This window comes from Streptomyces sp. NPDC031049, from assembly GCF_055571015.1.
This window is the reverse complement of the sequence record NZ_JBVIGC010000005.1, coordinates 56705-79146: the sequence shown is the minus strand read 5'-3', so window position 1 is coordinate 79146 and position 22442 is coordinate 56705. Positions and strand designations below refer to the sequence as shown.

General features: G+C 73.0%; 22 protein-coding genes. 7 read left to right on the top strand and 15 right to left on the bottom strand.

Annotated elements, in window-relative coordinates:
* Positions 1 to 6: 6 nt before the first annotated feature.
* Positions 7 to 654 (bottom strand): sulfite oxidase-like oxidoreductase, encoded by a 648-nt coding sequence (locus tag ACZ45Q_RS10265; protein ID WP_468257744.1) that lies wholly within the window; start codon positions 652 to 654, stop codon positions 7 to 9.
* Positions 655 to 844: 190 nt separating this feature from the next.
* Here ACZ45Q_RS10265 and bfr point away from each other — a divergent pair, with 190 nt between their 5' ends.
* Positions 845 to 1348, top strand: coding sequence for a bacterioferritin (gene bfr, locus ACZ45Q_RS10260; RefSeq protein ID WP_468257741.1), 504 nt, complete (start codon positions 845 to 847; stop codon positions 1346 to 1348).
* A 49-nt stretch (positions 1349 to 1397) separates the two neighbouring features.
* Here bfr and ACZ45Q_RS10255 read toward each other — a convergent pair whose 3' ends face one another.
* Positions 1398 to 1652: a (2Fe-2S)-binding protein gene (locus ACZ45Q_RS10255; RefSeq protein ID WP_468257739.1), complete on the bottom strand. Its 255-nt coding sequence runs from the start codon at positions 1650 to 1652 to the stop codon at positions 1398 to 1400.
* A gap of 168 nt (positions 1653 to 1820) precedes the next feature.
* Positions 1821 to 3173, bottom strand: a complete 1353-nt coding sequence (locus ACZ45Q_RS10250; protein ID WP_468257736.1) for a class II 3-deoxy-7-phosphoheptulonate synthase — start codon at positions 3171 to 3173, stop codon at positions 1821 to 1823.
* A gap of 387 nt (positions 3174 to 3560) precedes the next feature.
* Between ACZ45Q_RS10250 and ACZ45Q_RS10245 the strand changes: the two genes are divergently transcribed.
* Both ACZ45Q_RS10245 and ACZ45Q_RS10240 read left to right on the top strand, forming a co-directional pair.
* Positions 3561 to 3623, top strand: coding sequence for a trp operon leader peptide (locus ACZ45Q_RS10245; RefSeq protein WP_468258577.1), 63 nt, complete (start codon positions 3561 to 3563; stop codon positions 3621 to 3623).
* Positions 3624 to 3718: 95 nt separating this feature from the next.
* Positions 3719 to 5599, top strand: a complete 1881-nt coding sequence (locus tag ACZ45Q_RS10240) for an anthranilate synthase family protein (RefSeq protein ID WP_468257734.1) — start codon at positions 3719 to 3721, stop codon at positions 5597 to 5599.
* Here ACZ45Q_RS10240 and ACZ45Q_RS10235 read toward each other — a convergent pair.
* The 4 genes from ACZ45Q_RS10235 to ACZ45Q_RS10220 form a co-directional block, all read right to left on the bottom strand.
* Positions 5551 to 6546 carry a 2-hydroxyacid dehydrogenase gene (locus tag ACZ45Q_RS10235; protein WP_468257731.1) on the bottom strand — a complete coding sequence of 332 codons (996 nt, stop codon included), beginning with the start codon at positions 6544 to 6546 and terminating at the stop codon, positions 5551 to 5553. The two genes, ACZ45Q_RS10240 and ACZ45Q_RS10235, sit on opposite strands and share 49 nt — an antisense overlap.
* A gap of 100 nt (positions 6547 to 6646) precedes the next feature.
* Positions 6647 to 7324 (bottom strand): response regulator, encoded by a 678-nt coding sequence (locus ACZ45Q_RS10230; RefSeq protein ID WP_468257729.1) that lies wholly within the window; start codon positions 7322 to 7324, stop codon positions 6647 to 6649.
* The gene (macS, locus tag ACZ45Q_RS10225; RefSeq protein WP_468257726.1) at positions 7317 to 8552 is read right to left on the bottom strand and encodes a MacS family sensor histidine kinase; all 1236 of its coding nucleotides are present in this window, start codon (positions 8550 to 8552) and stop codon (positions 7317 to 7319) included. The genes ACZ45Q_RS10230 and macS overlap by 8 nt, the downstream gene beginning before the upstream one ends.
* A 34-nt stretch (positions 8553 to 8586) precedes the next feature.
* On the bottom strand, positions 8587 to 9378 hold the full coding sequence (locus ACZ45Q_RS10220; RefSeq protein ID WP_468258574.1) for a lysophospholipid acyltransferase family protein: 792 nt from the start codon (positions 9376 to 9378) through the stop codon (positions 8587 to 8589).
* Positions 9379 to 9542: 164 nt separating this feature from the next.
* On the opposite strand from ACZ45Q_RS10220, the gene ACZ45Q_RS10215 reads away from it, so the two are divergent.
* Positions 9543 to 10346, top strand: coding sequence for an alpha/beta hydrolase (locus tag ACZ45Q_RS10215; RefSeq protein WP_468257724.1), 804 nt, complete (start codon positions 9543 to 9545; stop codon positions 10344 to 10346).
* Entirely contained in the window at positions 10339 to 10968 is a 630-nt protein-coding gene (locus ACZ45Q_RS10210) for a hypothetical protein (protein WP_468257723.1), read from the top strand. Before ACZ45Q_RS10215 ends, ACZ45Q_RS10210 begins: the two co-directional genes overlap by 8 nt.
* Before the next feature lie 6 nt (positions 10969 to 10974).
* Here the strand turns inward: ACZ45Q_RS10210 and ACZ45Q_RS10205 are convergent, their stop codons facing one another.
* From ACZ45Q_RS10205 to ACZ45Q_RS10180, 6 genes are all read right to left on the bottom strand, one after another.
* Complete coding sequence (locus tag ACZ45Q_RS10205; protein ID WP_468257721.1) at positions 10975 to 11742, bottom strand: endonuclease/exonuclease/phosphatase family protein; 768 nt, start codon at positions 11740 to 11742, stop codon at positions 10975 to 10977.
* Positions 11743 to 11890: 148 nt separating this feature from the next.
* The gene (locus tag ACZ45Q_RS10200) at positions 11891 to 12844 is read right to left on the bottom strand and encodes an ROK family glucokinase (protein ID WP_468257719.1); all 954 of its coding nucleotides are present in this window, start codon (positions 12842 to 12844) and stop codon (positions 11891 to 11893) included.
* Positions 12845 to 12911: 67 nt separating this feature from the next.
* Positions 12912 to 13484 (bottom strand): DUF5304 domain-containing protein, encoded by a 573-nt coding sequence (locus ACZ45Q_RS10195; protein ID WP_468257717.1) that lies wholly within the window; start codon positions 13482 to 13484, stop codon positions 12912 to 12914.
* Between the two features lie 115 nt (positions 13485 to 13599).
* Positions 13600 to 14781 carry an ArsA family ATPase gene (locus tag ACZ45Q_RS10190; protein ID WP_468257715.1) on the bottom strand — a complete coding sequence of 394 codons (1182 nt, stop codon included), beginning with the start codon at positions 14779 to 14781 and terminating at the stop codon, positions 13600 to 13602.
* Between the two features lie 292 nt (positions 14782 to 15073).
* Entirely contained in the window at positions 15074 to 15514 is a 441-nt protein-coding gene (locus tag ACZ45Q_RS10185) for an SRPBCC family protein (RefSeq protein WP_468257712.1), read from the bottom strand.
* Positions 15515 to 15677: 163 nt separating this feature from the next.
* Positions 15678 to 16475, bottom strand: a complete 798-nt coding sequence (locus tag ACZ45Q_RS10180; RefSeq protein WP_468257709.1) for a metallophosphoesterase family protein — start codon at positions 16473 to 16475, stop codon at positions 15678 to 15680.
* Positions 16476 to 16772: 297 nt separating this feature from the next.
* Between ACZ45Q_RS10180 and ACZ45Q_RS10175 the strand changes: the two genes are divergently transcribed.
* Complete coding sequence (locus ACZ45Q_RS10175; RefSeq protein WP_468257706.1) at positions 16773 to 18569, top strand: AMP-dependent synthetase/ligase; 1797 nt, start codon at positions 16773 to 16775, stop codon at positions 18567 to 18569.
* A gap of 102 nt (positions 18570 to 18671) precedes the next feature.
* Here ACZ45Q_RS10175 and ACZ45Q_RS10170 read toward each other — a convergent pair whose 3' ends face one another.
* The gene (locus ACZ45Q_RS10170) at positions 18672 to 19814 is read right to left on the bottom strand and encodes a glycosyltransferase family 4 protein (protein ID WP_468257703.1); all 1143 of its coding nucleotides are present in this window, start codon (positions 19812 to 19814) and stop codon (positions 18672 to 18674) included.
* 120 nt (positions 19815 to 19934) lie between these two features.
* Between ACZ45Q_RS10170 and ACZ45Q_RS10165 the strand changes: the two genes are divergently transcribed.
* Positions 19935 to 21173: a glycosyltransferase 87 family protein gene (locus ACZ45Q_RS10165; protein WP_468257701.1), complete on the top strand. Its 1239-nt coding sequence runs from the start codon at positions 19935 to 19937 to the stop codon at positions 21171 to 21173.
* A 50-nt stretch (positions 21174 to 21223) separates the two neighbouring features.
* Here the strand turns inward: ACZ45Q_RS10165 and ACZ45Q_RS10160 are convergent, their stop codons facing one another.
* The gene (locus ACZ45Q_RS10160; protein ID WP_468257698.1) at positions 21224 to 22414 is read right to left on the bottom strand and encodes a hypothetical protein; all 1191 of its coding nucleotides are present in this window, start codon (positions 22412 to 22414) and stop codon (positions 21224 to 21226) included.
* Between the last annotated feature and the right edge of the window lie 28 nt (positions 22415 to 22442).

The window sequence follows — 22442 nt, the reverse complement described above, 5'->3', positions numbered from 1 at the left end:
ACCGGGCTACAGCTCCGGGCCGTCGCCGGGCTCCTCCTGGTAGGAGTAGCGCTGCTCCCGCCACGGGTCGCCGATGTTGTGGTAGCCGCGCTCCTCCCAGAAGCCGCGGCGGTCGGCGGTCATGTACTCGACGCCGCGGACCCACTTGGGGCCCTTCCAGGCGTACAGGTGCGGCACGATCAGGCGCAGCGGGAAGCCGTGCTCGGCCGTGAGCAGTTCGCCGTCCTTGTGGGTGGCGAAGAGTGTGTGCTCGGCGGCGAAGTCGGACAGCCGGAGGTTGGAGCTGAATCCGTACTCGGCCCACACCATCACATGGGTGACCGCGGGAGCCGGCGGGGCGAGGCCGAGGACGGTGGTGGCGGGAATGCCGCCCCACTCCGAGCCGAGCATGCTGAACTTGGTGACGCAGTGCAGGTCGGCCACTACGGTGGTGTACGGCAGGGCCGTGAACTCCTCGTGGTTCCAGCTGTGCTTCTCACCGTCGGCGGTGGCGCCGAAGACCCGGAACTCCCAGCGCTCCGGGCGGAACTTGGGTACCGGCCCGTAGTGCGTCACGGGCCAGCCGCGCTGGAGCCGCTGTCCCGGCGGGAGCCCGGGCCGTACCGCTCCTCCTGTACCGCCTTCTCCCTGCTCGCGTCCCACCGGCTGACCCATGTCTCCATCCTGACAGACCGGTGGCGATGCTCCCGAACTGGCCAAGTCGATGTCCGGCAAAAACCGCAACTCCGACATTTAAGACTAAGCCTGTACTTACTTACTAAGTCAAGACTTACTGGACGATCTTCGCTGCCGGTGCAATCATGCGGCGCATCCTGCCAGTTCCCGTGCGGAAGGAGCCCATGCGATGCAGGGCGACCCCGAGGTCATCGAATTCCTCAACGAGCAGCTGACCGCCGAGCTGACCGCGATCAACCAGTACTTCCTGCACTCGAAACTGCAGGACCACAAGGGCTGGACCAAGCTCGCCAAGTACACGCGCGCGGAGTCCTTCGACGAGATGCGGCACGCGGAGGTGCTCACGGACCGCATCCTGCTGCTGGACGGCCTGCCCAACTACCAGCGGCTGTTCCATGTGCGAGTGGGGCAGACGGTGACCGAGATGTTCCAGGCGGACCGGGAGATCGAGGTCGAGGCGATCGACCGGCTGCGCCGGGGCATCGCGGTGATGCGGAGCAAGAACGACATCACGTCGGCCAACATCTTCGAGGCGATCCTCGCCGACGAGGAGCACCACATCGACTACCTGGAGACCCAGCTCGACCTGATCGAGAAGCTGGGCGAGTCGCTGTACCTGTCGACGGTGATCGAGCAGTCCCAGCCGGACTCCTCGGGGCCGGACTCCGTGTAGGCGGCCTCTCTCCGGGCGGCCACGGCCCGGCCGCGGTTCCGGGGGCGCGCTAGGCCGCCTCGGGCACCTCTGCCGCGAGCGCGGGCTCACCGCTGTCGATCAGCTGCCGGCGGGGGCAGGCGCCACGGCCGAGCAGCGCCTGGATGCGCCGGACGCAGCCGCCGCAGTCGGTGCCCGCCTTGCAGGCGGAGGCGATCTGCCGGGGCGTGCAGGCACCGGCTTCCGCGTGGCTCTTCACCTGTTCCTCGGTGACACCGAAGCAGCTGCAGACGAACACGCGGTTCACCTCCCGAGCGGGGTACATGGTCGTGCCGTACCGATGACCGGAGGCCCGACTTATCGGTGAGGCAAACCTAACCTTACCCATCCCGCCGGGGCCACAAAAGTGGAGGGGGCGCGGATCCTGTGTGACCCGCGCCCCATTCCCCGCCCATGTCATGGGCACGCTGTCGCCCGTCCCACGGGCGCGCCGTCACTGGTCCCGGTACATCTCCGCGACCAGGAACGCCAGGTCCAGCGACTGGCTGCGGTTCAGCCGAGGGTCGCAGGCCGTCTCGTAGCGCTGGTGCAGGTCGTCGACGAAGATCTCGTCGCCGCCGCCGACGCACTCGGTGACGTCGTCGCCGGTCAGCTCCACGTGGATGCCGCCCGGGTGGGTGCCGAGCGCCTTGTGGACCTCGAAGAAGCCCTTGACCTCGTCCAGCACGTCGTCGAAGCGACGGGTCTTGTGACCCGAGGCGGCCTCGAAGGTGTTGCCGTGCATCGGGTCGGTCACCCAGGCCACCGTCGCGCCCGAGGCCGTCACCTTCTCCACCAGCTCCGGCAGCCGGTCGCGGATCTTGTCCGCGCCCATCCGGACGATGAAGGTCAGCCGGCCCGGCTCCCGCTCGGGGTCGAGGCGGTCGATGTACTGGAGCGCCTCCTCGGCCGTCGTGGTCGGGCCGAGCTTGATGCCGATCGGGTTGCGGATCCGCGAGGCGAACTCGATGTGCGCGTGGTCGAGCTGCCGGGTGCGCTCACCGATCCACACCATGTGCCCGGAGACGTCGTACAGCTGCCCGGTGCGGGAGTCCACGCGGGTCAGCGCCGACTCGTAGTCGAGCAGCAGCGCCTCGTGCGAGGAGTAGAACTCGACGGTCTTGAACTCCTCCGGGTCGGCCCCGCAGGCGTGCATGAAGTTGAGCGCCTGGTCGATCTCGCGCGCCAGCTGCTCGTAGCGCTGGCCGGACGGCGAGGACTTCACGAAGTCCTGGTTCCAGGCGTGCACCTGGCGCAGGTCGGCGTAGCCGCCGGTGGTGAAGGCGCGCACCAGGTTCAGCGTGGACGCCGAGGCGTGGTACATGCGCTTGAGCCGCTCGGGGTCCGGGACGCGGGCCTCTTCGGTGAAGTCGAAGCCGTTGACGGAGTCGCCGCGGTAGGTCGGCAGGGTCACGCCGTCGCGGGTCTCGGTCGGCTTGGAGCGCGGCTTGGAGTACTGGCCGGCGATGCGGCCGACCTTCACCACGGGCACGGAGGCGGCGTACGTGAGCACGGCGCCCATCTGGAGCAGCGTCTTGAGCTTGTTGCGGATGTGGTCCGCGGACACCGCGTCGAAGGCCTCGGCGCAGTCGCCGCCCTGGAGGAGGAACGCCTCTCCCTTGGCGACGGCCGCCATCCGGGCGCGCAGCTGGTCGCACTCGCCCGCGAAGACGAGCGGCGGATACGACTCGAGGTCCGCGATCACTGCGCGCAGAGCCTCGGTGTCGGGGTACTCGGGCTGCTGCGCCGCGGGCAGGTCTCGCCAGGTGTTGCCAGCACTCGCGCTGGTCTTAGCGTTCACGGTCACGGCTTCCACATTACGGGGTCGGATGCGCCGTCCATTCCGCCGCTCACCAAGTGAGACGAGGCTCGCTCTCCCGCCCGGGACGCCGCGAGGGCGAGGCGGGGACGTCGACCGCGGACGGGCGGTCCCAGGGCAGGCGCTGGAGCAGCCGGACGTACCGGCCGCGGCGGGTGGGGCGGGCGAGAGAGCCGGTGGCGGCCGGCTCGGCGTCGTCGGACAGTACCTCGACGACCGTGCCGTGCCGCCCCGACCGGGCTGCTCGCCTACAGCGTCTGCCTGGGCCACACCCAGCTCGCCCACGCCGTCCCCGCCACCCTCCCGGTGGGCGCCGAACTGACGCGTCACCTCGACCGCAGCCTCGATCTGCTGCTGATGCGCTAGGGTCAAGGCATGTTCGCGCACCCGACCCGGAACCAGGACTGGTGGTGGACCGCTCATCCGGCGGCCCACTGACTGCGCGTACCCACGACATCGCGAAGGCCGCCCGAGGGGCGGCCTTCGGTGTGTCCGGCGGCCCGCTCCTCTCCCCCGAGAAGGAGCCACGGACCATGAACCTGCTCGGCCTGCTGGACGATCCCCGTCCGTTCGCCCTGCTGCACCGCCGCACCCCGGGCCTCGACCACGACACGGTGGAGGTCCTCGTCGGCCCCGTCGCCGACCGCGACCGCCTCGCCGATCTGCCCGACGAGGGCCTCGCGCTCGTTCCCTTCCGCCAGATCCGCGAGCGCGGCTTCGACGTCCGCGACGACGGCACGCCGCTGCTGGTGCTGACCCCCGAGGAGCGCCACGACCTCCCGCTCGCCGAGGCCCTCGCACAGCTCCCCGCGCACGAGGTGCGGGTCGAGGGCGGCGGGTTCGACGTCGGCGACGAGGAGTACGCCGGGATCGTCGGGCGGGTGCTGCGCGAGGAGATCGGGCGGGGCGAGGGCGCCAACTTCGTGATCCGGCGGACGTACGAGGGCCGGATCCCGGACTTCGGCCGGGCCGACGCGCTCGCGCTGTTCCGCCGGCTGCTGGAGGGCGAGCGGGGCGCGTACTGGACGTTCGTGGTGCACACCGGGGACCGGACGCTGGTCGGCGCCAGCCCGGAGGTGCACGTGCGGATGTCCGGCGGGACGGTGGTGATGAACCCGATCAGCGGGACCTACCGCTACCCCGCCGGTGGCCCCACCCCCGAGCATCTGCTCGGCTTCCTCGCCGACGGCAAGGAGATCGAGGAGCTGTCGATGGTCGTCGACGAGGAACTGAAGATGATGTGCACCGTCGGCGACATGGGCGGGGTGGTCGTCGGACCCCGGCTGAAGGAGATGGCCCACCTCGCGCACACGGAGTACGAGCTGCGGGGCAGGTCCACGCTGGACGCGCGGGAGGTGCTGAAGGAGACCATGTTCGCGGCCACCGTCACCGGCTCGCCCGTGCAGAACGCCTGCCGGGTGATCGGGCGTCACGAGGCCGGCGGGCGCGGCTACTACGCGGGCGCGCTGGCGCTGCTGGGCCGGGACCCGGGCGGTGCGCAGGTCCTCGACTCCCCCATCCTCATCCGGACCGCCGACATCGACGCGGCCGGGCGGCTGCGGGTACCGGTCGGGGCCACGCTGGTGCGCGGCTCGGACCCGGCGGGCGAGGTCGCCGAGACCCACGCGAAGGCGGCGGGCGTCCTCGCGGCGCTCGGCGTACGGCCCGCACCGCCGCGTGCGGGACAGGGCCGCCCCGGGCTCTCCGACGATCCCCGGGTGCGGGCCGCGCTGGACGGGCGCCGGGCCTCGCTGGCCCCGTTCTGGCTGCGGATGCAGGAGGCGTCCGCGGAGCTGACCGGGCACGCCCTGGTCGTCGACGGCGAGGACACCTTCACGTCGATGCTCGCGCACGTGCTGCGGGCCGGCGGCCTGGAGGTGACCGTACGGCGCTACGACGAGCCGGGCCTGCGCGAGGAGGTGCTCGGGCACGAGGGACCGGTGGTGCTCGGTCCCGGCCCCGGTGATCCGGCGGACCTCGCCGACCCGAAGATGCGCTTCCTGCGCTCCCTGACCACGCAGGTGGTCCGGGACCACCGGCACGGCGTCCTCGGTGTCTGCCTCGGCCATGAGCTGATCGCGGCCGAACTGGGGCTGGACATCGTCCGCAAGCAGGTGCCGTACCAGGGGGCGCAGGTGGAGATCGGCCTGTTCGGGCGGCCGGAGACGGTCGGCTTCTACAACAGCTTCGTCGCGCACTGCGACGACGACGCCGCCGAGGAGCTGGCCGCGCACGGCATCGAGGTGAGCCGCGCCGCCGACGGTGAGATGCACGCGCTGCGCGGGCCCGGCTTCGCCGGCGTGCAGTTCCACCCGGAGTCGGTGCTGACGCTGAACGGCGCGGCCGTGGTGCGGGAGCTGGTCGGTCAGCTGCGCGGCACGAGCACGTTCTCCGAGCGGCGCCCGGCCCGGTAGTCGTCGACGTTGCGCGCGGTGGTGCCGACGATCTGCCGGACGGCGTCCTCGGTGTAGTAGGCCTGGTGCGAGGTGACCAGGACGTTCGGGAAGGTGACGAGGCGGGCCAGGGTGTCGTCCGCGATGGGTTCCAGGGACTTGTCGAGGAAGAACAGGCCCGCCTCCGCCTCGTACACGTCCAGGCCCACGCCGGTGAAGCGGCCCGCGCGCAGCTCAGTGACCAGGGCCGCGGAGTCGATCAGCCCTCCGCGGCTGGAGTTGATCAGGATGGCGTCGTCCCTCATGGCCTTCAGGGCGTCGGCGTCCACCAGGTGCCGGGTCTCCGGCATCAGCGGTACGTGCAGGGTGACCAGGTCGGACTCGGCGAGCAGCCGCTCCTTGGGCACGTACGTCATGCCCAGCTCCAGGCAGGCCGGGTTCTCGGCGGCGTCCCAGCCGAGCAGCCGCATGCCGAAGCCGTGGGCGATCCGGGTGAAGGCCTCGCCGATCTTGCCGGTGCCGAGGACGCCGGCGGTGCGCCCGTGCATGTCCCGGCCCATCAGTCCCTGGAGCCGGAAGTCGAAGTCGCGGGTGCGGGTGAAGGCGCGCACGATGCGGCGGTTGACGGCCATGGCGAGGGCCCAGGCGAACTCGGCGACGGAGTGGGGCGAGTAGTACGACACCCGCGCGATGGTCATGCCGAGGCGCTCGGCCGTGGTCAGGTCGATGTTGTTGAAACCGGTGGAGCGCTGGGCGACCATCCGGGTGCCACCGGCCGCGAGGATCTCCAGGACGGACGCGCCGAGGTCGGCGTTGACGGACGTGGAGACGATCTCGTGCCCGGCGGCGATGGGGGCGGTGTCCTCGGTGAGGAAGACGTCCAGGCAGCGGACCGGGCCCCGGTCCCGGAAGGCCTGCTCGATCAGGGGCTTCTCGTCGGCCTGCACACCGAAAGCCAGGATCTCCAAGGGGCCCTCCGGGGTTGTTCCGGTTCACCGGTTTCGTCCGTTGCCGTCCCGCACGGGCGAATATACGGCGATCGTCCGGCGCACGCCCGGCTCCGCGCGGCTAGGCGTCGTCGAGGCCGCGCTCTATCGCGTAGCGGACCAGCTCCACGCGGTTGTGCAATTGGAGCTTGCCCAGCGTGTTCTGGACGTGGTTCTGCACCGTGCGGTGGGAGATGACCAGGCGTTCGGCGATCTGCTTGTAGCTCAGGCCCTTGGCGACCAGGCGCAGCACCTCGGTCTCCCGGTCGGTCAGCCGCGGCGCGTCCGGCTTGCCGGTCTCCTGGGAGGGGGCCGGCTCGGAGGCGAGGCGGCGGTACTCGCCGAGGACCAGACCGGCCAGGCCGGGCGTGAAGACCGGGTCGCCCGCGGCCGTGCGGCGCACCGCGTCCTGGAGTTCCTCCGTCGAGGCCGACTTCAGCAGATAGCCGGTGGCGCCGGACTTCACGGCCTCCAGGACGTCGGCGTGCTCACCGCTCGCCGACAGCACCAGGACGCGCACCGCCGAACCGGCGCCGACGACCTCCTTGCAGACCTGCACGCCGGGCTTGCCGGGCAGGTTGAGGTCGAGCACGAGGACGTCGGGCGAGGTGGCCCGGGCCCGGCGCACGGCCTGGTCGCCGTCGCCCGCGGTGGCGACCACGTCGAAGCCGGACTCGGCGAGGTCCCGGGCGACGGCGTCGCGCCACATGGGGTGGTCGTCGACCACCATGACCTTGATCGGGTCCTGTCGTTCACTCATCGGCTGTCGCCCTCCCCCGTGCGGTACTGCGGTCCTTCGGTGCTCTCAGCTCGACCTCGGTGCCCTGCCCCGGCACCGAGACCAGTTCGGCCGTGCCGCCGAGGTCGCGCAGCCGGCCCCGGATCGACAGGGCCACGCCGAGCCGGCCCTCGCCCTCGGCCTCGGCGAGCCGGCCCTCGGGGATGCCGGGGCCGTCGTCGCGGACGGTGACGATCACCTCGTCGGGCTCGTCCTCGAGCAGGACCCACGCGCGCGCGTGCTCTCCGGCGTGCCTGCGGACGTTGTCCAGGGCGGCGCCGACGGCGGCGGCGATCTCCCGGGCGGTGTCCGGGGCCAGCGGCACCGGCGCGCCGGGCTCGGCGAAGGTGACCCGGGAGCCGGCGTGGGGGGCGAGCAGGGTGCGCAGATCGACGGGGCCCGCCGGGGCGTCCGTCTCCGATTCGTCCACCGCCCGTACGACGGCGCCCTCCGCCAGGTCCTCCGACACCCGGGAGACGGGCACCATGCCGCCGGAGACCAGGGTGCGCAGGGCCACCTCCTGCTCGCCCGCGAGCCGGCCCAGCTCGGCCGCCTCGCCGCCGAGGACGGCGCCGCGCCGCTGCACCATGGCCAGCACCTGGAGGACGCTGTCGTGGATGTCCCGCGCGAGCCGCTCCCGTTCCCGCGTCGCCGCCTCGATCTCCAGGGCGCGGGCGAGGGTGCGCTCGGAGGCGCGGGCGACCTCGACGACGTAGCCGATGGCGATGGAGGCGACCCAGACGAGGATCACGTTGTGCACGGTGTCGCGGGCGGGGCCGCCGCGTTCGATCAGGTTGGCGACGGCGACGAGCGTCGAGGCGAGGGCCGCCCAGCGCCAGCCGCCCTTGATCGCGAAGGCGAGGACGGAGCCGGCGGTCCATATCGACGGCATGGTCGGGCCGCCGTCCGCGATCCGTTCCGGGGCGTCGGCGAGGGGGGTGAGCAGGATGCCGGTGAGCGCGACGGTCAGGTCGGCGGCGAGGAAGCGCTTGGTGCAGGCGGCGGCGTTGGCGACCTTGGGGAGGGTGGCCAGGGTCCACACGGCCAGCACGGCGAAGTAGGCGACGGCGAGCCACGGGCGGGTGAACTCGTCGTGGGCGGTGCCGAACAGGCCGACCGCGTACAGCAGGGTGAGCACGCGGTACGCCGTGAGCGCGCGCCACAGCGGCTGCTCGACGGACATCCTCATGACTCGCTCGCGCTTGGCCATCTCCCCCACCCCGGCCGGTACCGGCCCGCTGCGGCTACTTCCCGTCCCGCTCCTTGTCGGCCCGCTCCTTGTCGGCCTGTTCCTTGTCGGCCTGTTCCTTCTCGGCGCGGGCGAGCGCGGCCTTCGCCGCCTTGCCGGCCTCCTTCTCGGCCTTGGCCGCCTCCGCGAGCTGCCGCTTCATGGCGGTCGCGTACATGTCGACGTACTCCTGGCCGGAGAGCTTCATGATCTCGTACATGACCTCGTCGGTCACCGCGCGGAGCACGAAGCGGTCGTGCTCCATGCCCTGGTAGCGGCTGAAGTCCAGGGGCTTGCCGATCCGGATGCCCGGCCGCATCAGCTTCGGCACGACCTTGCCGGGCGGCTGGATCTTCTCGGTGTCGATCATGGCGACCGGAACGACGGGCGCCCCGGTGGCGAGCGCCACGCGCGCGAGGCCGCCCGGCTTGCCCCGGTACAGCCGCCCGTCGGGCGAGCGGGTGCCCTCCGGATAGATGCCGAACAGCTCACCGCGCTCCAGGACTTCTATGCCGCTCTTGATGGCGGCCTCGCCCGCGCCGCGCGCGCCGGAGCGGTCCACCGGGAGCTGGCCGACGCCCTTGAAGAACGCCGCGGTCAGCCGGCCCTTCACGCCGGGGGTGTTGAAGTACTCCGCCTTGGCGATGAAGGTGACCTTGCGGTCGAGGACCGCCGGCAGGAAGAACGAGTCGGAGAACGACAGGTGGTTGCTGGCCAGGATCGCCGGGCCGTGGTCGGGGACGTTCTCCAGGCCCTCCACCCAGGGCCGGAAGGCAAGCTTGAGCGAGCCCCCGACGGTGACCTTCATCGCGCCGTACAACAACCGAGTGCCTCCTGTGTCTGTCGGACAGACCTTATCCCGGTGCACCGGCAAAGGCGCCTGCGGGCCTGGCCGGTGTCAGTGCGGTCGCGTACGGTGAAGTACCTGCGATCCCTTCGTGCCAGTCCCTTTCACGAACAGGAGACCGAGACGTGCCGGTCCTGCCCGGAGCCGAGCCGTTCCGCCACGAGGGCGGGGAGGCCGGCGTCCTCCTCTGCCACGGCTTCACCGGCTCCCCCCAGTCGCTGCGCCCCTGGGCGGAGCATCTCGCCGAGCGCGGTCTGACCGTCTCCCTGCCGCTGCTGCCCGGGCACGGCACGCGCTGGGAGGACATGCAGCTCACCGGCTGGCCCGACTGGTACGCGGAGGTGGACCGCGAGCTGCGCCTCCTGCGCGAGCGCTGCACGCGCGTGTTCGTGGCCGGGCTGTCCATGGGCGGTGCCCTGGCCCTGCGGCTGGCGGCCCGGCACGGGGACGCGGTGAGCGGGGTGATGGTCGTCAACCCGGCGAACCGGATGCACGGCGTGGCCCAGCACGCCCTGCCGGTCGTCCGCCACCTGCTGCGCACGACGCGCGGCATCGCCAGCGACATCGCCCGGCCGTCCACGACGGAGCTGGGCTACGACAAGGTCCCGCTGCACGCGGCGCACTCGCTGCGGGCCTTCTTCCACCTGGTCGACAGGGAGCTGCCGCAGGTCACGCAGCCGCTGCTGCTCCTGCGCAGCCCGCAGGACCATGTGGTGCCGCCCGCCGACTCGGCGCGGATCCTCTCCCGGGTCTCCTCGACGGACGTGACGGAGATCCTGCTGGAACAGAGCTACCACGTGGCGACGTTGGACTACGACGCGGACCGGATCTTCCAGGAGAGCGCGGCGTTCGTCGCCCGGCTCGCGCCCGGTCTCGTCAAGGAGCCGGAGCCCGGCCTCGGCATGGAAGGGACGACCGCAGGTGGCTGAGCACGACGCCGACCGAGAGGACCGTGAGGAGCGGGGCCGGCGGGAGGAGCGCGAGGAGCACGCCGACCGGGACGGGCGGGCGCCTGAGGATCAGGCCGCCGTCCCCGTCGACGAGGACGCCGCCTGGGCGGCGATCGTCGCCGGGTACGGGGAGGAGCCGCCGGACCCGCCGGGCGCCAAGCCGTTCAAGTCGGTGGAGGACCTGGCCCTGCTGGAGGCGGGGACCAACGACGGGCCCGACGCCGACGAGGAGCGCCCCGCCGCCCCGGCCCGGCCGCTGGGCAGCTCCGTCGCGTTCGCGCCCGGTGTCGGGGCGGGCCCGCGCGACCACAGCCCGCCCGAGCCGTCCGACGACGACTTCGACGCGGACGACGAGGGGCACTTCGTGCCACCGGAGCCGCCGCCGCTGCCCGAGGCGGACGCGACCGCCAAGTTCGCCTGGCTGGGCGTGCTCGGCGGGCCGGTTCTGCTGCTGCTCGCCGTGCTGCTGGGCTGGCACATGACCTGGTGGCTGGCGACGCTGAGCATCGGCGGCTTCCTCGGCGGCTTCGCCACGCTGGTGATGCGGATGCGGGACGACGACGAGGACGAGGACGACCCCGGCCGGGGGGCCGTGGTCTGACCGGGATCACCCCAGCTGGTCGGCCGGCACCCTGAGCGCGGCCAGCACCGGGAGGTGGTCCGTGGCCGCACGCAGGTCGTCCTCGGTGACGCCCGGCAGTCCGTGCGGCACCCCGCAGCCCAGTACCTGGATGCCCTTGGTGGCGAAGAGCGCGTCGATGCGCCGGCGCGGGTCGGCCGGGGTGGAGGTGGCCTCGCCGCCCCAGGGTGCGGTGGTCCGGCAGTCCTGGAGGCCGGCGGCGAGCCGGCGGAAGGTGGGCCCCTCGGGGTGTTCGTTCAGGTCGCCGCCCGCGACGGCGTGGTCCACGTCCAGGGCGGCGAGCCGGTCCAGGAGCATGCCGCCCTGCTCGTACCGCTCGTCCTTCTGAAGCGACAGATGGCAGGACAGGACGCCGAGCCGGGCCCCGCCGAAGCGGACGACGGCGGTGGCGAAGCCGCGGCGGTGCAGTCCGGGGGTGAGCGGGAGCAGGACGTCCTCGGTGCGCTCCACGGTGGCGCGCAGCGAGCAGAGCAGCGCGGGGCCGGCGGCGGTGGCACCGCCGGAGAGGATCACCAGGTCGGCGGCGCGGGCCAGGCGCGCGAGCTTCTTGCGCCAGCGGAAGAAGCGGGGGGCTTCCTGGACGAGGACCAGGTCGGGGGCGCAGGCCTTGACGACCCGGGCGAGGGCGGCGGTGTCGTCGCGCATCGAGCGGATGTTGTAGCTCAGGAGGCGGACGACCGCGGAACCGTCGGGGTCGGTGCGGGAGGTGGGGAGCGCCGGAGGGGACGTTGCCATGCGGTCAATTTACGCGGGGCTCGGCGTCGTCGGCGCCGGATGGCTCGGGGCGCGAGGTGCGTGTGCGACGTACCGTTGCGTGTGGCTTGTCGCGCAGTTCCCCGCGCCCCTGACCGGCGTGCGGGCGCCGCTTCTCGAGAAGGGGGCGCTACATGATCGGGTCGGGTTCCCTCGCCAGGTCGGCCGCGCCCACCAGGCCCGCCTTGTTGCCCAGTTCGGCGGCGCGGACCTCGGCGACCGGGCGCCAGTTGCCGCCGACGAGCCAGCGCTTGTAGGACTTGCGGATCGGACCCAGGACCAGTTCGCCCTCGTCGGACAGGCCCCCGCCGACGATGAAGGCGGACGGGTCGAAGAGGGAGGCCAGGTCGGCCAGGCCCGCGCCGACCCAGCGGGCCAGCTCGCGGTAGGAGTCGACGGCGACCGGGCAGCCCTGCCGGGCGGCCATGGAGATGTGCTTGCCCTCGATGCCGTCGGGGGTGCCGTCGCCGAGGCCGAGGAGGACCTCGGCCTGCTCCGGGGTGGCGTTGGCGCGCTGCTTCGCGTACCGCACGAGGGCGCGGCCGGAGGCGTACTGCTCCCAGCAGCCCTGCGAGCCGCAGCCGCACAGCAGCCCGTCCGGCACCATCCGGATGTGGCCGAATTCGGCGGCCACGCCGAAGTGGCCGCGGCGGAGCTTGTTGCCGATGATGATGCCGCCGCCGAGGCCGGTGCCGAGGGTGATGCAGATGACGTTGCGGTGGCCCTTGCCGCCGCCGAACTTGTACTCGCCCCAGGCCGCGGCGTTGGCGTCGTTCTCCACGACGACCGGGAGGCCGACGCGGGCCTCGACCTTCTCCTTGAGCGGCTCCTGGCGCCAGTCGATGTTCGGCGCGAAGTAGACCGTCGAGCGCTGGCGGTTGACGTATCCGGCGGCACCGATGCCCACGCCGACGATCTCGTGCCCCACGCGTGCGCCCTCCACCGCGGAGGCGATGGCATCCACGATGCCCTCGGGCGTGCCCGGGGTCGGCACCTTGTGGGTCGAGAGGATGTTGCCTTCCTCGTCGACCACGCCGGCCGCGATCTTCGTGCCGCCGATGTCGACGCCGATGGTGAGTCCCATGAATCCCTCAGTTTCGGTCGAGCCCCGCTACGGCCAACCGTACCCGAGGCCCTGCCGGGAGGGGCCGTCAGTCCAAGTCGATGCGCTGTCCCGGGCCGGTGCCCTCGTCGCCGTCGTCCCGGTCCGCGTCCAGGTCGCGCGGGTCGCGGGGGCCGGTGTCGCCGGTGGCGCCCGCGGTCCAGCGCCGCTCCTGGTTCTGCACGGCGGAGCGGTAGGCGGCGAGCAGTTCGTTCCCGGCCGCCGCGAGGTGGTCGAAGACGTCGGGGTTGCGCTCGATGACCGGTTCGACGGCGGCCTTGGCCTGCTGGACGACCTGGCGGACCACCTGCTGGGCCGCGGGCCCGGCGACCGCGCCGAACAGCGGGGACTGGAGGCCGGAGAGCTTGTCGGCGACGGTGTCGACGAGCCGGCGCAGCTCCTCGGCGGCCGATCCGGCGGGCGGGCCGTGCTCCGCGCGGCGGCGGGCCTTCTCGGCCTGAAGATCCTCGGCGCACGCGGTCGCCCACGCGTCGGCGTCGGCCGCCCGCGCGTCGGCGTCGGTGGCCCGCTTCTCGTCGGCGGTGCCGGTCGGGTCGGTCGCGTCGGCCCGGTCCGCGGCGTCGTCGCGGGCGGCGTCGGACGGGGGGAGCTCTTCGCTCATGACGGACTCCTGACTACGGTTCGTCCCTCCGACGTTACCCGAACGGGCCTGGCGGGTTCACCGGCTCCGAGGGGCGTACCGGGGTGAGGGGACATCCGGGGGGCGCATGGCGGACTCAGCCCTTCCGGGGCCACAGCCGCGGGTCGGGCGCGAAGCGGACGCGCAGCTCGCCCTCGCGCAGGGCGGCGCCGTCGACCGTGCAGCGGCGCAGCGCGGACGGCAGGGGGACGATCCGGCGGAACGGCCCGGCGGAGACGACCAGTTCGTCGCCGCGCCGGACGAGGTCCAGCTCGTCCCGTGCGGCGCCGGGCAGCGGGATGTGCCACACCAGCACGCCGTCGTCGGCGAGCCGGTCGGTGACGGGCCACTCGACGGGGGGCGCGTCCGGGCCGGCGCCGGGCGCGGCGAGGGCGGCGAGGTCGTCCGTGCCGCGCGGGTCCCGGCCGAGGTGTGCGACCGGGCGGACGTCGTACGACTCCCCCCACTCCTCCATGATCTTGCGCTGCTGGGCGACGGGGCCGGCCAGCCAGCTGTCGGCGGGGGCGTCCTCGGGCAGCACCCGGTTGGCGACGAGCAGGTCCAGCCGCAGGCCGCGCAGGGCCAGGCCGAGGGCGGCGGTGCGGACGGCGTCGGCGCCGGCCGGGCCGGGCTCGGCGACCAGCCGGACGACGGTGTCCCGGTCGGCGACGACAGCCTCGGCGGCGGCCAGTTCCAGGTCCCAGCGGGCGGCGTTCTCGTACAGCGACTCGGCGGGCATGGGCACACCGGCGAGGCGGCCGAGGACGGGGCGCAGGGCACGGGCGGCCTGGCGTTCCGGCGGGAGCAGGCGGCGCAGATAGCGGCGCAGTTCCCCGGGCAGCGCGAGCAGGGCGAGGGCGCGCGGCGTGGCCGGGAGGTCGACGACGAGGAGTTCGTGCAGCTCCGGGCCCTCGGCGAGGGCGGCCTCGCGCAGGGCGCGCAGCAGGGCGAGTTCCTCGGCGCCGGGCAGCGGGGTCAGCTCCTCGGGGTCGAGGCGGGCGGCGCCGAGCAGGTCGAGGGCCCAGGTGGCGCGGTCCTGAAGTGCGGCGAGGCCGTCCCGGAAGCCCTGGGCGGGGTCGGGGCGCCAGACGGTGAGGTGGTCCTCGACGCGGGCCGGGGCCGGTCCGGTGGGGGTGCCGAGGACGGCGCCGAGGGTGTCGTCGCGGTCGGCGCCGAGGAGCAGGGTGCGGGTGCCCGCACGGGCGGCGGCGAGCGCGGTGGCGGCGGCGACGGTGGAACGACCGCTGCCGCCGGGGCCCGTGATCAGGATGGTGCGCATGAGGCTGAACGGTACCTTCGCGCGCGGCGGGCAAACGTGGAGTACGTCGGTGCAGCGGGCGTGGGGTGCGTGTTGCCCCGGGCCGAGCGACCGTAACGCTGCCCTGCCCCGCGTTGTCGGTGCCCCTGCGCCCGCCCGTGCCGCCCTGCGGCACGACTGCCCGCAGCCAGGGCGACTGGCTCCGGCAGCACCCGCTGCCGGCAGCCGGGGCGGGGCCGCTTCCGGTGGAACGGGTGCCCGCGGCTGCGGCGGGTTCGTGGGGGGGGCGGCGGTCGTAGGCGACCGGGCGGGGCTACTTCGGGCCCGACTCCACGCGCTGCTTCAGGCCCGCGAGGGCGCGGTCGATGATGACCTTCTCGGCCTTGCGCTTGATCATGCCGAGCATCGGGATCTTGACGTCGACGGTGAGCCGGTAGGTGACCTCGGTGCCGGAGCCCGCCGGCTCGAGGAGGTACGTGCCGTCGAGGGCGCGCAGCATCTGGGACTTCACCAGCGTCCAGGACACCTCGTGCTCGCCGTTCCAGGTGTAGGCGAGCGTCTGGTCGTCCTTGATCGCCCCGGCGTCCATGACCAGCCGGACCTGCTCGGCGCGGCCCTGGGCGTCGGTCGCGAGCACCTCGGCCTCCTTCACCTCACCCGTCCAGTCCGGGTAACGGGCGAAGTCGGCGATCACCTCCATGACGTCGGCCGGTGGCGCCTCGATCGTGATGCTCGAGCTGGTGTGTTCCGCCATCGCCGTGGCTCCTCCAGATGCGGGCCGGTATGAGAGGTTGCGTGCGCACGTGGGTGCAGCGTGAAGGCTACCGCGCACGGAGGCGGGCGCCGTCACCCCCACCTGCGCGGCTTCGGCCGCGGCCCGCCCCGATGACGCGGCCCGCTCCGAGAAGGCGGCCCGCTCACCACTCCATGACCCACGGCCTGCCGGTGGACGCGAAGTGCCCGACGTTCACGCACTCGGTCATGCCGATGCGCATCCGCCGGACCAGCGGCTGGTGCACATGCCCGAAGAGCGCGTACCGGGGCCGGGTGCGGCGGATGGCGTCGAGCAGCGCCCGGCTCCCCCGCTCGAAGCGCCGCGCCACGGTGTCGTAGACGAGTTCGGGCACCTCCGGCGGGATGTGCGTGCACAGCACGTCCACCTCACCGACGGCCTCGATCTTCGCGGCGTACTCCTCGTCGCCGATCTCGTAGGGCGTCCGCATCGGGGTGCGCAGTCCGCCGCCGACGAAGCCGAAGACCCGGCCGCCGATCTCCACGCGCTCGCCGTCGAGCACCGTGGTGCCGGGACCGGCGTACTCCTTCCACAGGAGCGGCATGTCGACGTTGCCGTAGGTGGCGTACGTCGGTGTGGGGAACGCGGCGAACAGCTCCGCGTACTGCCTGCGCACCGCCTTCTCGATCACCGTGCGCCGGTCCCCGTCGATGCCGGCCCACAGCCGGGCCCCGAAATCCCGGGCCTCCTCGAAGCGCCGCGCGGTGCGCAGTTCGACGATGCGGTGGGCGTTCTCGGTGCCGAACAGGTCGGGGAAGATGCCGCGGGAGTGGTCGGCGTAGTCGAGGAAGAGGACGAGGTCCCCCAGGCAGACCAGGGCGTCGGCGCCCTCGCCGGCCCGGGCGAGGTCACGGGCGTTGCCGTGCACGTCGCTGACCACGTGGACGCGTGTCGTCGGGCTTCCGGCCGGTACGGGTGTCATGACGATCAAGGGTAGGAAGAGCGCGGCCCTTGTGAACAGTGGCGGTCCGACCTGCGGTTACTGGCTGGTCGGTTGACGCGTCGACTACTCTGCGCGAAGGAAACACCAGCGTGTGACGCAGCGAACATCTCGCGGGGACCCCCTGTCGGAAAAGCCATACCGGCGGGTAACGTCCGGGCAGTCCAGACGTGCTCTGGTTTTCAACAGCTGAAACCCCCGAGCACTTGCCCGAGCCTTGGACCGCACCGTCGCATCACACAACGTCGTGGCGCCGGCGCCCTATGAGGAGCAGCAGTCTTGCGCGAGTTCAGCCTTCCGGCTTTGTACGAGGTCCCTGCGGACGGCAATCTGACCGACATCGTCCGCAGAAACGCCGCGCAGCATCCGGATGTCGCCGTGATCGCCCGCAAGGCCGGCGGCGCCTGGCAGGACGTGACCGCCCGGGAGTTCCTCGCCGAGGTGCACGCGGCGGCCAAGGGCCTGATCGCGTCGGGTGTGCAGCCCGGCGACCGGGTGGGCCTGATGTCGCGCACCCGCTACGAGTGGACGCTGCTGGACTTCGCGATCTGGTGCGCGGGCGGGATCACCGTCCCGGTGTACGAGACCAGCTCCGCCGAGCAGGTGCAGTGGATCCTGAGCGACTCGGGCGCCACGGCCTGCGTCGTGGAGTCGGCCGGGCACGCCGCCGCGGTGGAGTCGGTGCGCGAGCGGCTGCCCGCCCTGAAGAACGTCTGGCAGATCGACGCCGGCGCCGTGGCGGAGCTGGGCCGGCTCGGCCAGGACGTCACGGACGAGGCCGTGGAGGAGCGCAGCTCGATCGCCAAGGCCGACGACCCGGCGACCATCGTCTACACCTCCGGCACCACCGGCCGGCCCAAGGGCTGTGTCCTCACCCACCGCAGCTTCTTCGCGGAGTGCGGCAACGTGGTGGAGCGGCTGCGTCCGCTGTTCCGCACCGGCGAGTGCAGCGTGCTGCTGTTCCTGCCCCTGGCGCACGTCTTCGGGCGCATGGTGCAGATCGCGCCGATGGTGGCACCGATCAAGCTGGGCACGGTCCCGGACATCAAGAACCTCACCGACGAGCTGGCCTCCTTCCGGCCGACGCTGATCCTCGGCGTCCCCCGGGTCTTCGAGAAGGTGTACAACTCCGCCCGCGCCAAGGCCCAGGCGGACGGCAAGGGCAAGATCTTCGACAAGGCGGCGGACACGGCGATCGCCTACAGCAAGGCGCTGGACACGCCGTCCGGGCCGTCCGTCGGGCTGCGGATCAAGCACAAGGTCTTCGACAAGCTGGTCTACAGCAAGCTGCGCGCGGTCCTCGGCGGGCGCGGCGAGTACGCCATCTCCGGCGGTGCCCCGCTCGGCGAGCGGCTCGGCCACTTCTTCCGCGGCATCGGCTTCACCGTCCTGGAGGGCTACGGCCTGACGGAGTCCTGCGCGGCCACCGCCTTCAACCCGTGGGACCGGCAGAAGATCGGCACGGTGGGCCAGCCGCTGCCGGGCTCGGTGGTGCGGATCGCCGACGACGGCGAGGTGCTGCTGCACGGCGAGCACCTGTTCAAGGAGTACTGGAACAACCCGGCCGCGACCGCCGAGGCGCTGGCCGACGGCTGGTTCCACACCGGCGACATCGGCACCCTGGACGAGGACGGCTATCTGCGGATCACCGGCCGCAAGAAGGAGATCCTGGTCACCGCGGGCGGGAAGAACGTCGCACCGGCCGTGATCGAGGACCGCATCCGGGCGCACGCGCTGGTCGCCGAGTGCATGGTGGTCGGCGACGGGCGGCCGTTCGTGGGCGCGCTGATCACCATCGACGAGGAGTTCCTCGGCCGCTGGTGCGCCGAGCACGGCAAGCCGGCCGGCTCCACGGCGGCGTCCCTGCGGGAGGACCCCGATCTGCTCGCCGCGATCCAGTCGGCGGTCGACGACGGCAACGCGGCGGTGTCCAAGGCGGAGTCCGTACGCAAGTTCCGTGTCCTGTCCGCGCAGTTCACGGAGGAGTCGGGGCATCTGACGCCGTCGCTGAAGTTGAAGCGGGGTGTGGTGGCGAGGGACTACGCGGACGAGATCGAGGCGATCTACGCGAAGTAGGGTGACGGGGGCGCCCTCCGGGATGCCCCCTGATCGCCGTGGGCGAGTGCGGGATCGTCGTGGTTGCCCACGCCGTTCCCCCGCGCCCCTTTCCGGGCGCTTCTACAGCAGGGTTTTCAGGTGTTCCGCCAGTAGGTCCCAGCGCCATTTCTCCTCGACCCAGGCGCGGCCCCGCTCCCCCATGCGGCGGCGCAGGTCCGCGTCGCCGAGGAGGGTGACGATGCGGTCGGCGCTCTCCTCGGCCGAGCCGCCCCGGACCACCCAGCCGGTCTCGCCGTCGAGCACGGCGTCGGGGGCCCCGCCGGAGTCGCCGGCGACGACGGGCAGGCCGGTCGCGGACGCCTCCAGGTAGACGATGCCGAGGCCCTCGACGTCCAGGCCGCCGCGGCGGGTGCGGCACGGCATCGCGAACACGTCCCCGGCGCCGTAGTGCGCGGGCAGCTCGGACCAGGGCACGGACCCGGTGAAGCGGACGGAGGCGGCGACGCCGGTCTCGTCCGCGAGACGGCGCAGGTCCTTCTCGTAGGGGCCGCCGCCGACGATCAGCAGTACCGTGTCGGGCTCGGCGGCCAGGATGCGCGGCATGGCCCGGATCAGCGTGTCCTGGCCCTTGCGCGGCACCAGCCGCGAGACGCACACGACCACCGGCCGCTCGGTCAGCCCCAGCCGGGCGCGCACCTCGTCGCCGCCGCTGCCGGGGTGGAAGGTCTTCTCGTCGACGCCGGGCGGCAGCTGCACCATGCGTGCCGCGGCCTCGGCGGTGAGCGCGCCCGCGATCCGGGACCGCGTGTACTCGCCGAGGTAGGTGAGGGTGTCCGTGGACCGTCCGATCCGGCGCAGCAGCTGCCGGGCCGCGGGCAGCTGGGCCCAGCCGGCCTCGTGGCCGTGGGTGGTGGCCACGAGCCGCTCGGCGCCGGCCCTGCGCAGCGCGGGCGCCATCAGCCCGAGCGGCGCCGCCGCCCCGAACCACACCGACGTGCACCCGTGCTCCCGCAGCAGCCCGGCCGCCCGCCGGGTCGCCCCCGGCGTCGGCAGCAGCATCGTCGTACGGTCCCGTACGACGGTGAAGGGCTGCTCGGCGTCGAAGGCGGCGGTGGCCGCGACGCCCTCCCGGGTCCGCTTCCAGGTGGAGGCGTAGACGACCAGCCGGTCGGGGTCCAGGCGCAGCGCCATGTTGTGCAGGAAGGCCTGGATGCCGCCGGGCCGGGGCGGGAAGTCGTTCGTCACGATCAGGGTCTTGTGCATCGCCGCCGACCCTACCGAAACCCCCGTTCAGCACGGCTCTCGCCCATGCGTGTGGCACACACACAGCTGTTCGGGACATCATGGGGCCATCGAACGGCAGGCGAGCGGGCAGGGGACCACGTGAAGACGACGGGCGCGGGGCGGTCCCTGGCATGGCTCGCGGCGGCCTGGGCCGCGACGAGGCTGATGCTGCTGCTGTTCGTCCTCAAGGTGTACGTCTTCCCGGGCCCGGACGTCACCAGCGACGTGTCGGTGATCTACCAGGGCTGGTACGAGGTCCTGCGCACAGGAACGTTCCCGCTGGACGACGTCACCTGGCAGTACCCGCCCGCCGCCGCCCTCGCGATCCTCTCCCCCGGGCTGCTGCCCTTCCTGGACTACCCGACCGCCTTCTTCGTCCTGGCCTGCGCCGCCGACCTGGTCGTCCTCGGCCTGCTGGCGCGCGCCGGCACCCGGACCGGCAGGACGCCGGCCGGCGCCTGGGTGTGGATGGCGGGCCTGCCGCTGCTGGGGCCCACGGTGTACGCCCGGTACGACGTGATGGTCACGGCGGTCGCGGTGGCCGCGCTGCTCGCCGCCGCCCGGCACCCCCGGCTGGCCGGGGCGCTGGTGGCGTTCGGCGCGCTGCTGAAGGTGTGGCCGGCGCTGCTGCTGATCGGCATTCGCGCCCGCGCCGCGTGGGCCGCGGCCGCGGTCACCGGCGTGGTGGTGGCCGGGGCGTTCGCGCTGGCCATGCCGGGGGCGTTCGCGTTCCTGACGTTCCAGCGCGACCGGGGCACCGAGGTGGAGTCGCTGGGCGCGCTGGTCTTCCACGTCGCCCGGCAGTACGGCTGGGAGGGGCAGGTGCTCCTCAACTACGGTTCGGTGGAGTTCCTCGGCCCGTACGTGGACGTGGTGAGCACCGCCGCCCTCGCCCTCACCGGCATGGCGATGGGCGGGCTGCTGCTGTGGCGGCTGGCGGCCACCCGGTTCGAGGCGCACACGGCCGCGGACGCGGCGTTCGTGGCGGTGCTGATGTTCACGACCACCAGCCGGGTCATCAGCCCGCAGTACATGGTGTGGCTGGTCGGTCTGGCCGCGGTCTGCCTGTGCTTCCGGACGAGCCGGATGCGGGTGCCGGTCGCCCTGGTGCTGGCGGCGAGCCTGGTGACGGTGCTGGAGTTCCCGGTCTGGTTCGGCCACGTGGTCGCCAGCGACGCCCTCGGCCTCACCCTGATGTTCGTCCGCAACGGCCTGCTGGTCGCGGCCACGGTCACCGCGTCCTGCCTGCTGTGGCGGGCGACGGTCTCGCGCCGGGCGGAGCCGGCCGCGGTGCCCTCGCCCGCCGCCCGCCCCAGCGGCGCACCGGTGTCCTCCTGACCCCTGGCTGCGGACGGGGCTTCTCCTCCTGAGCCCGGCGGCGGCCGGGCTCAGTCGAACAGGGTCGGCAGGTGGTCCTGCCACTCGGCGGTGAACTCCTCCGGGGTCGTGCCCAGCACCCGGGCCATCGCGTCCTCGACCGCGCCGTCCCGTTTCTCGTGCGCGCCGACGGCACGGTAGAAGTCGGCCAGGCGGTCCTCGCCCCAGCGGTCGGCGATCAGCCGGCACGCCGTCCAGCCGGCCTCGTAGGCCCGCGCCAGGTCGGCGGCGTCGCCGGTGAAGCCGAACTCCTCGTCCGTCGGCAGTCCGTCGGGCACCCGGCCGTCGGTCACCGCCCGGGACAGCTCGGGCGCCACCTGCCCCGGGGTGCGGCCGGTGCCGCGGTAGCCGACCCAGTCGGCGTAGCCCTCGGACAGCCACAGCGGTGTGGCGGGGCTGGTGTGGGCCCGGGTGGCGACATGGGTGGCCTCGTGGGTCAGCACGACCTGCTTGCCGAGGGTGCCGAGCAGGCCGTAGGCGTCGGGGTTGACGATGACGCGGTCGGCGGGGGCGTCGGGGCCGCCGCCCGTCTCGCCGGTGGTGACCGCGGCGATCCCGCGGTAGGAGGAGGCGGGCGAGCCGAGCAGTCCGGCCATTCCCTCCAGGGACGCGGGCACCAGCACCACCACGCGCCGGGACCAGTCCTCGTCCCAGGCGTCCGACACCGCCGGGACGGCCCGGTCGGCCAGGTCCGCGAAGCGGCGCAGGGTCTCGGTGGACTGGCCGACGCCGAGGACCAGGCTGTGCTCGCCCCGGACCACGCCGACCCGGCCCTGGTCCCAGGGCTGCTGGCCGGACTCCCGGGCGGGGCGGTCGGAGTCGACCCGCCAGCGCCCGTCGCGGTCCCGGCTCAGCTCCACGGTGCGGGTGGCGGTGACCGGGCCCGGGTCGTGGCCGGTGAGGCGGTAGCGCAGCTCGACGTCGGCGGTGGCCGAGTCGCCGGCGCGGTCGGTGTCCCGCACGTCGTACGACCACTCCGCCAGCGGCACGCCGCGCAACCGTTCGAGACCGGAGCGGGTGCCGGTGGCGGCGTAGACCTCGGCGTCGCGGTCGAGGACGGCGGCGGCCCGTCGGTCGAGGAGCCGCTGCACCTCGGCGGCGAGGGTGTCGGCCGGGGGCCGGCCGCCGCAGGCGACGAGGGAGACGAGCAGCAGGCACAGCGCGATCACCGAGGACCCCGACACCCGCCTTCGACCAGCCATCTCCCCGATCGTACGGGCGCCGGGCCGC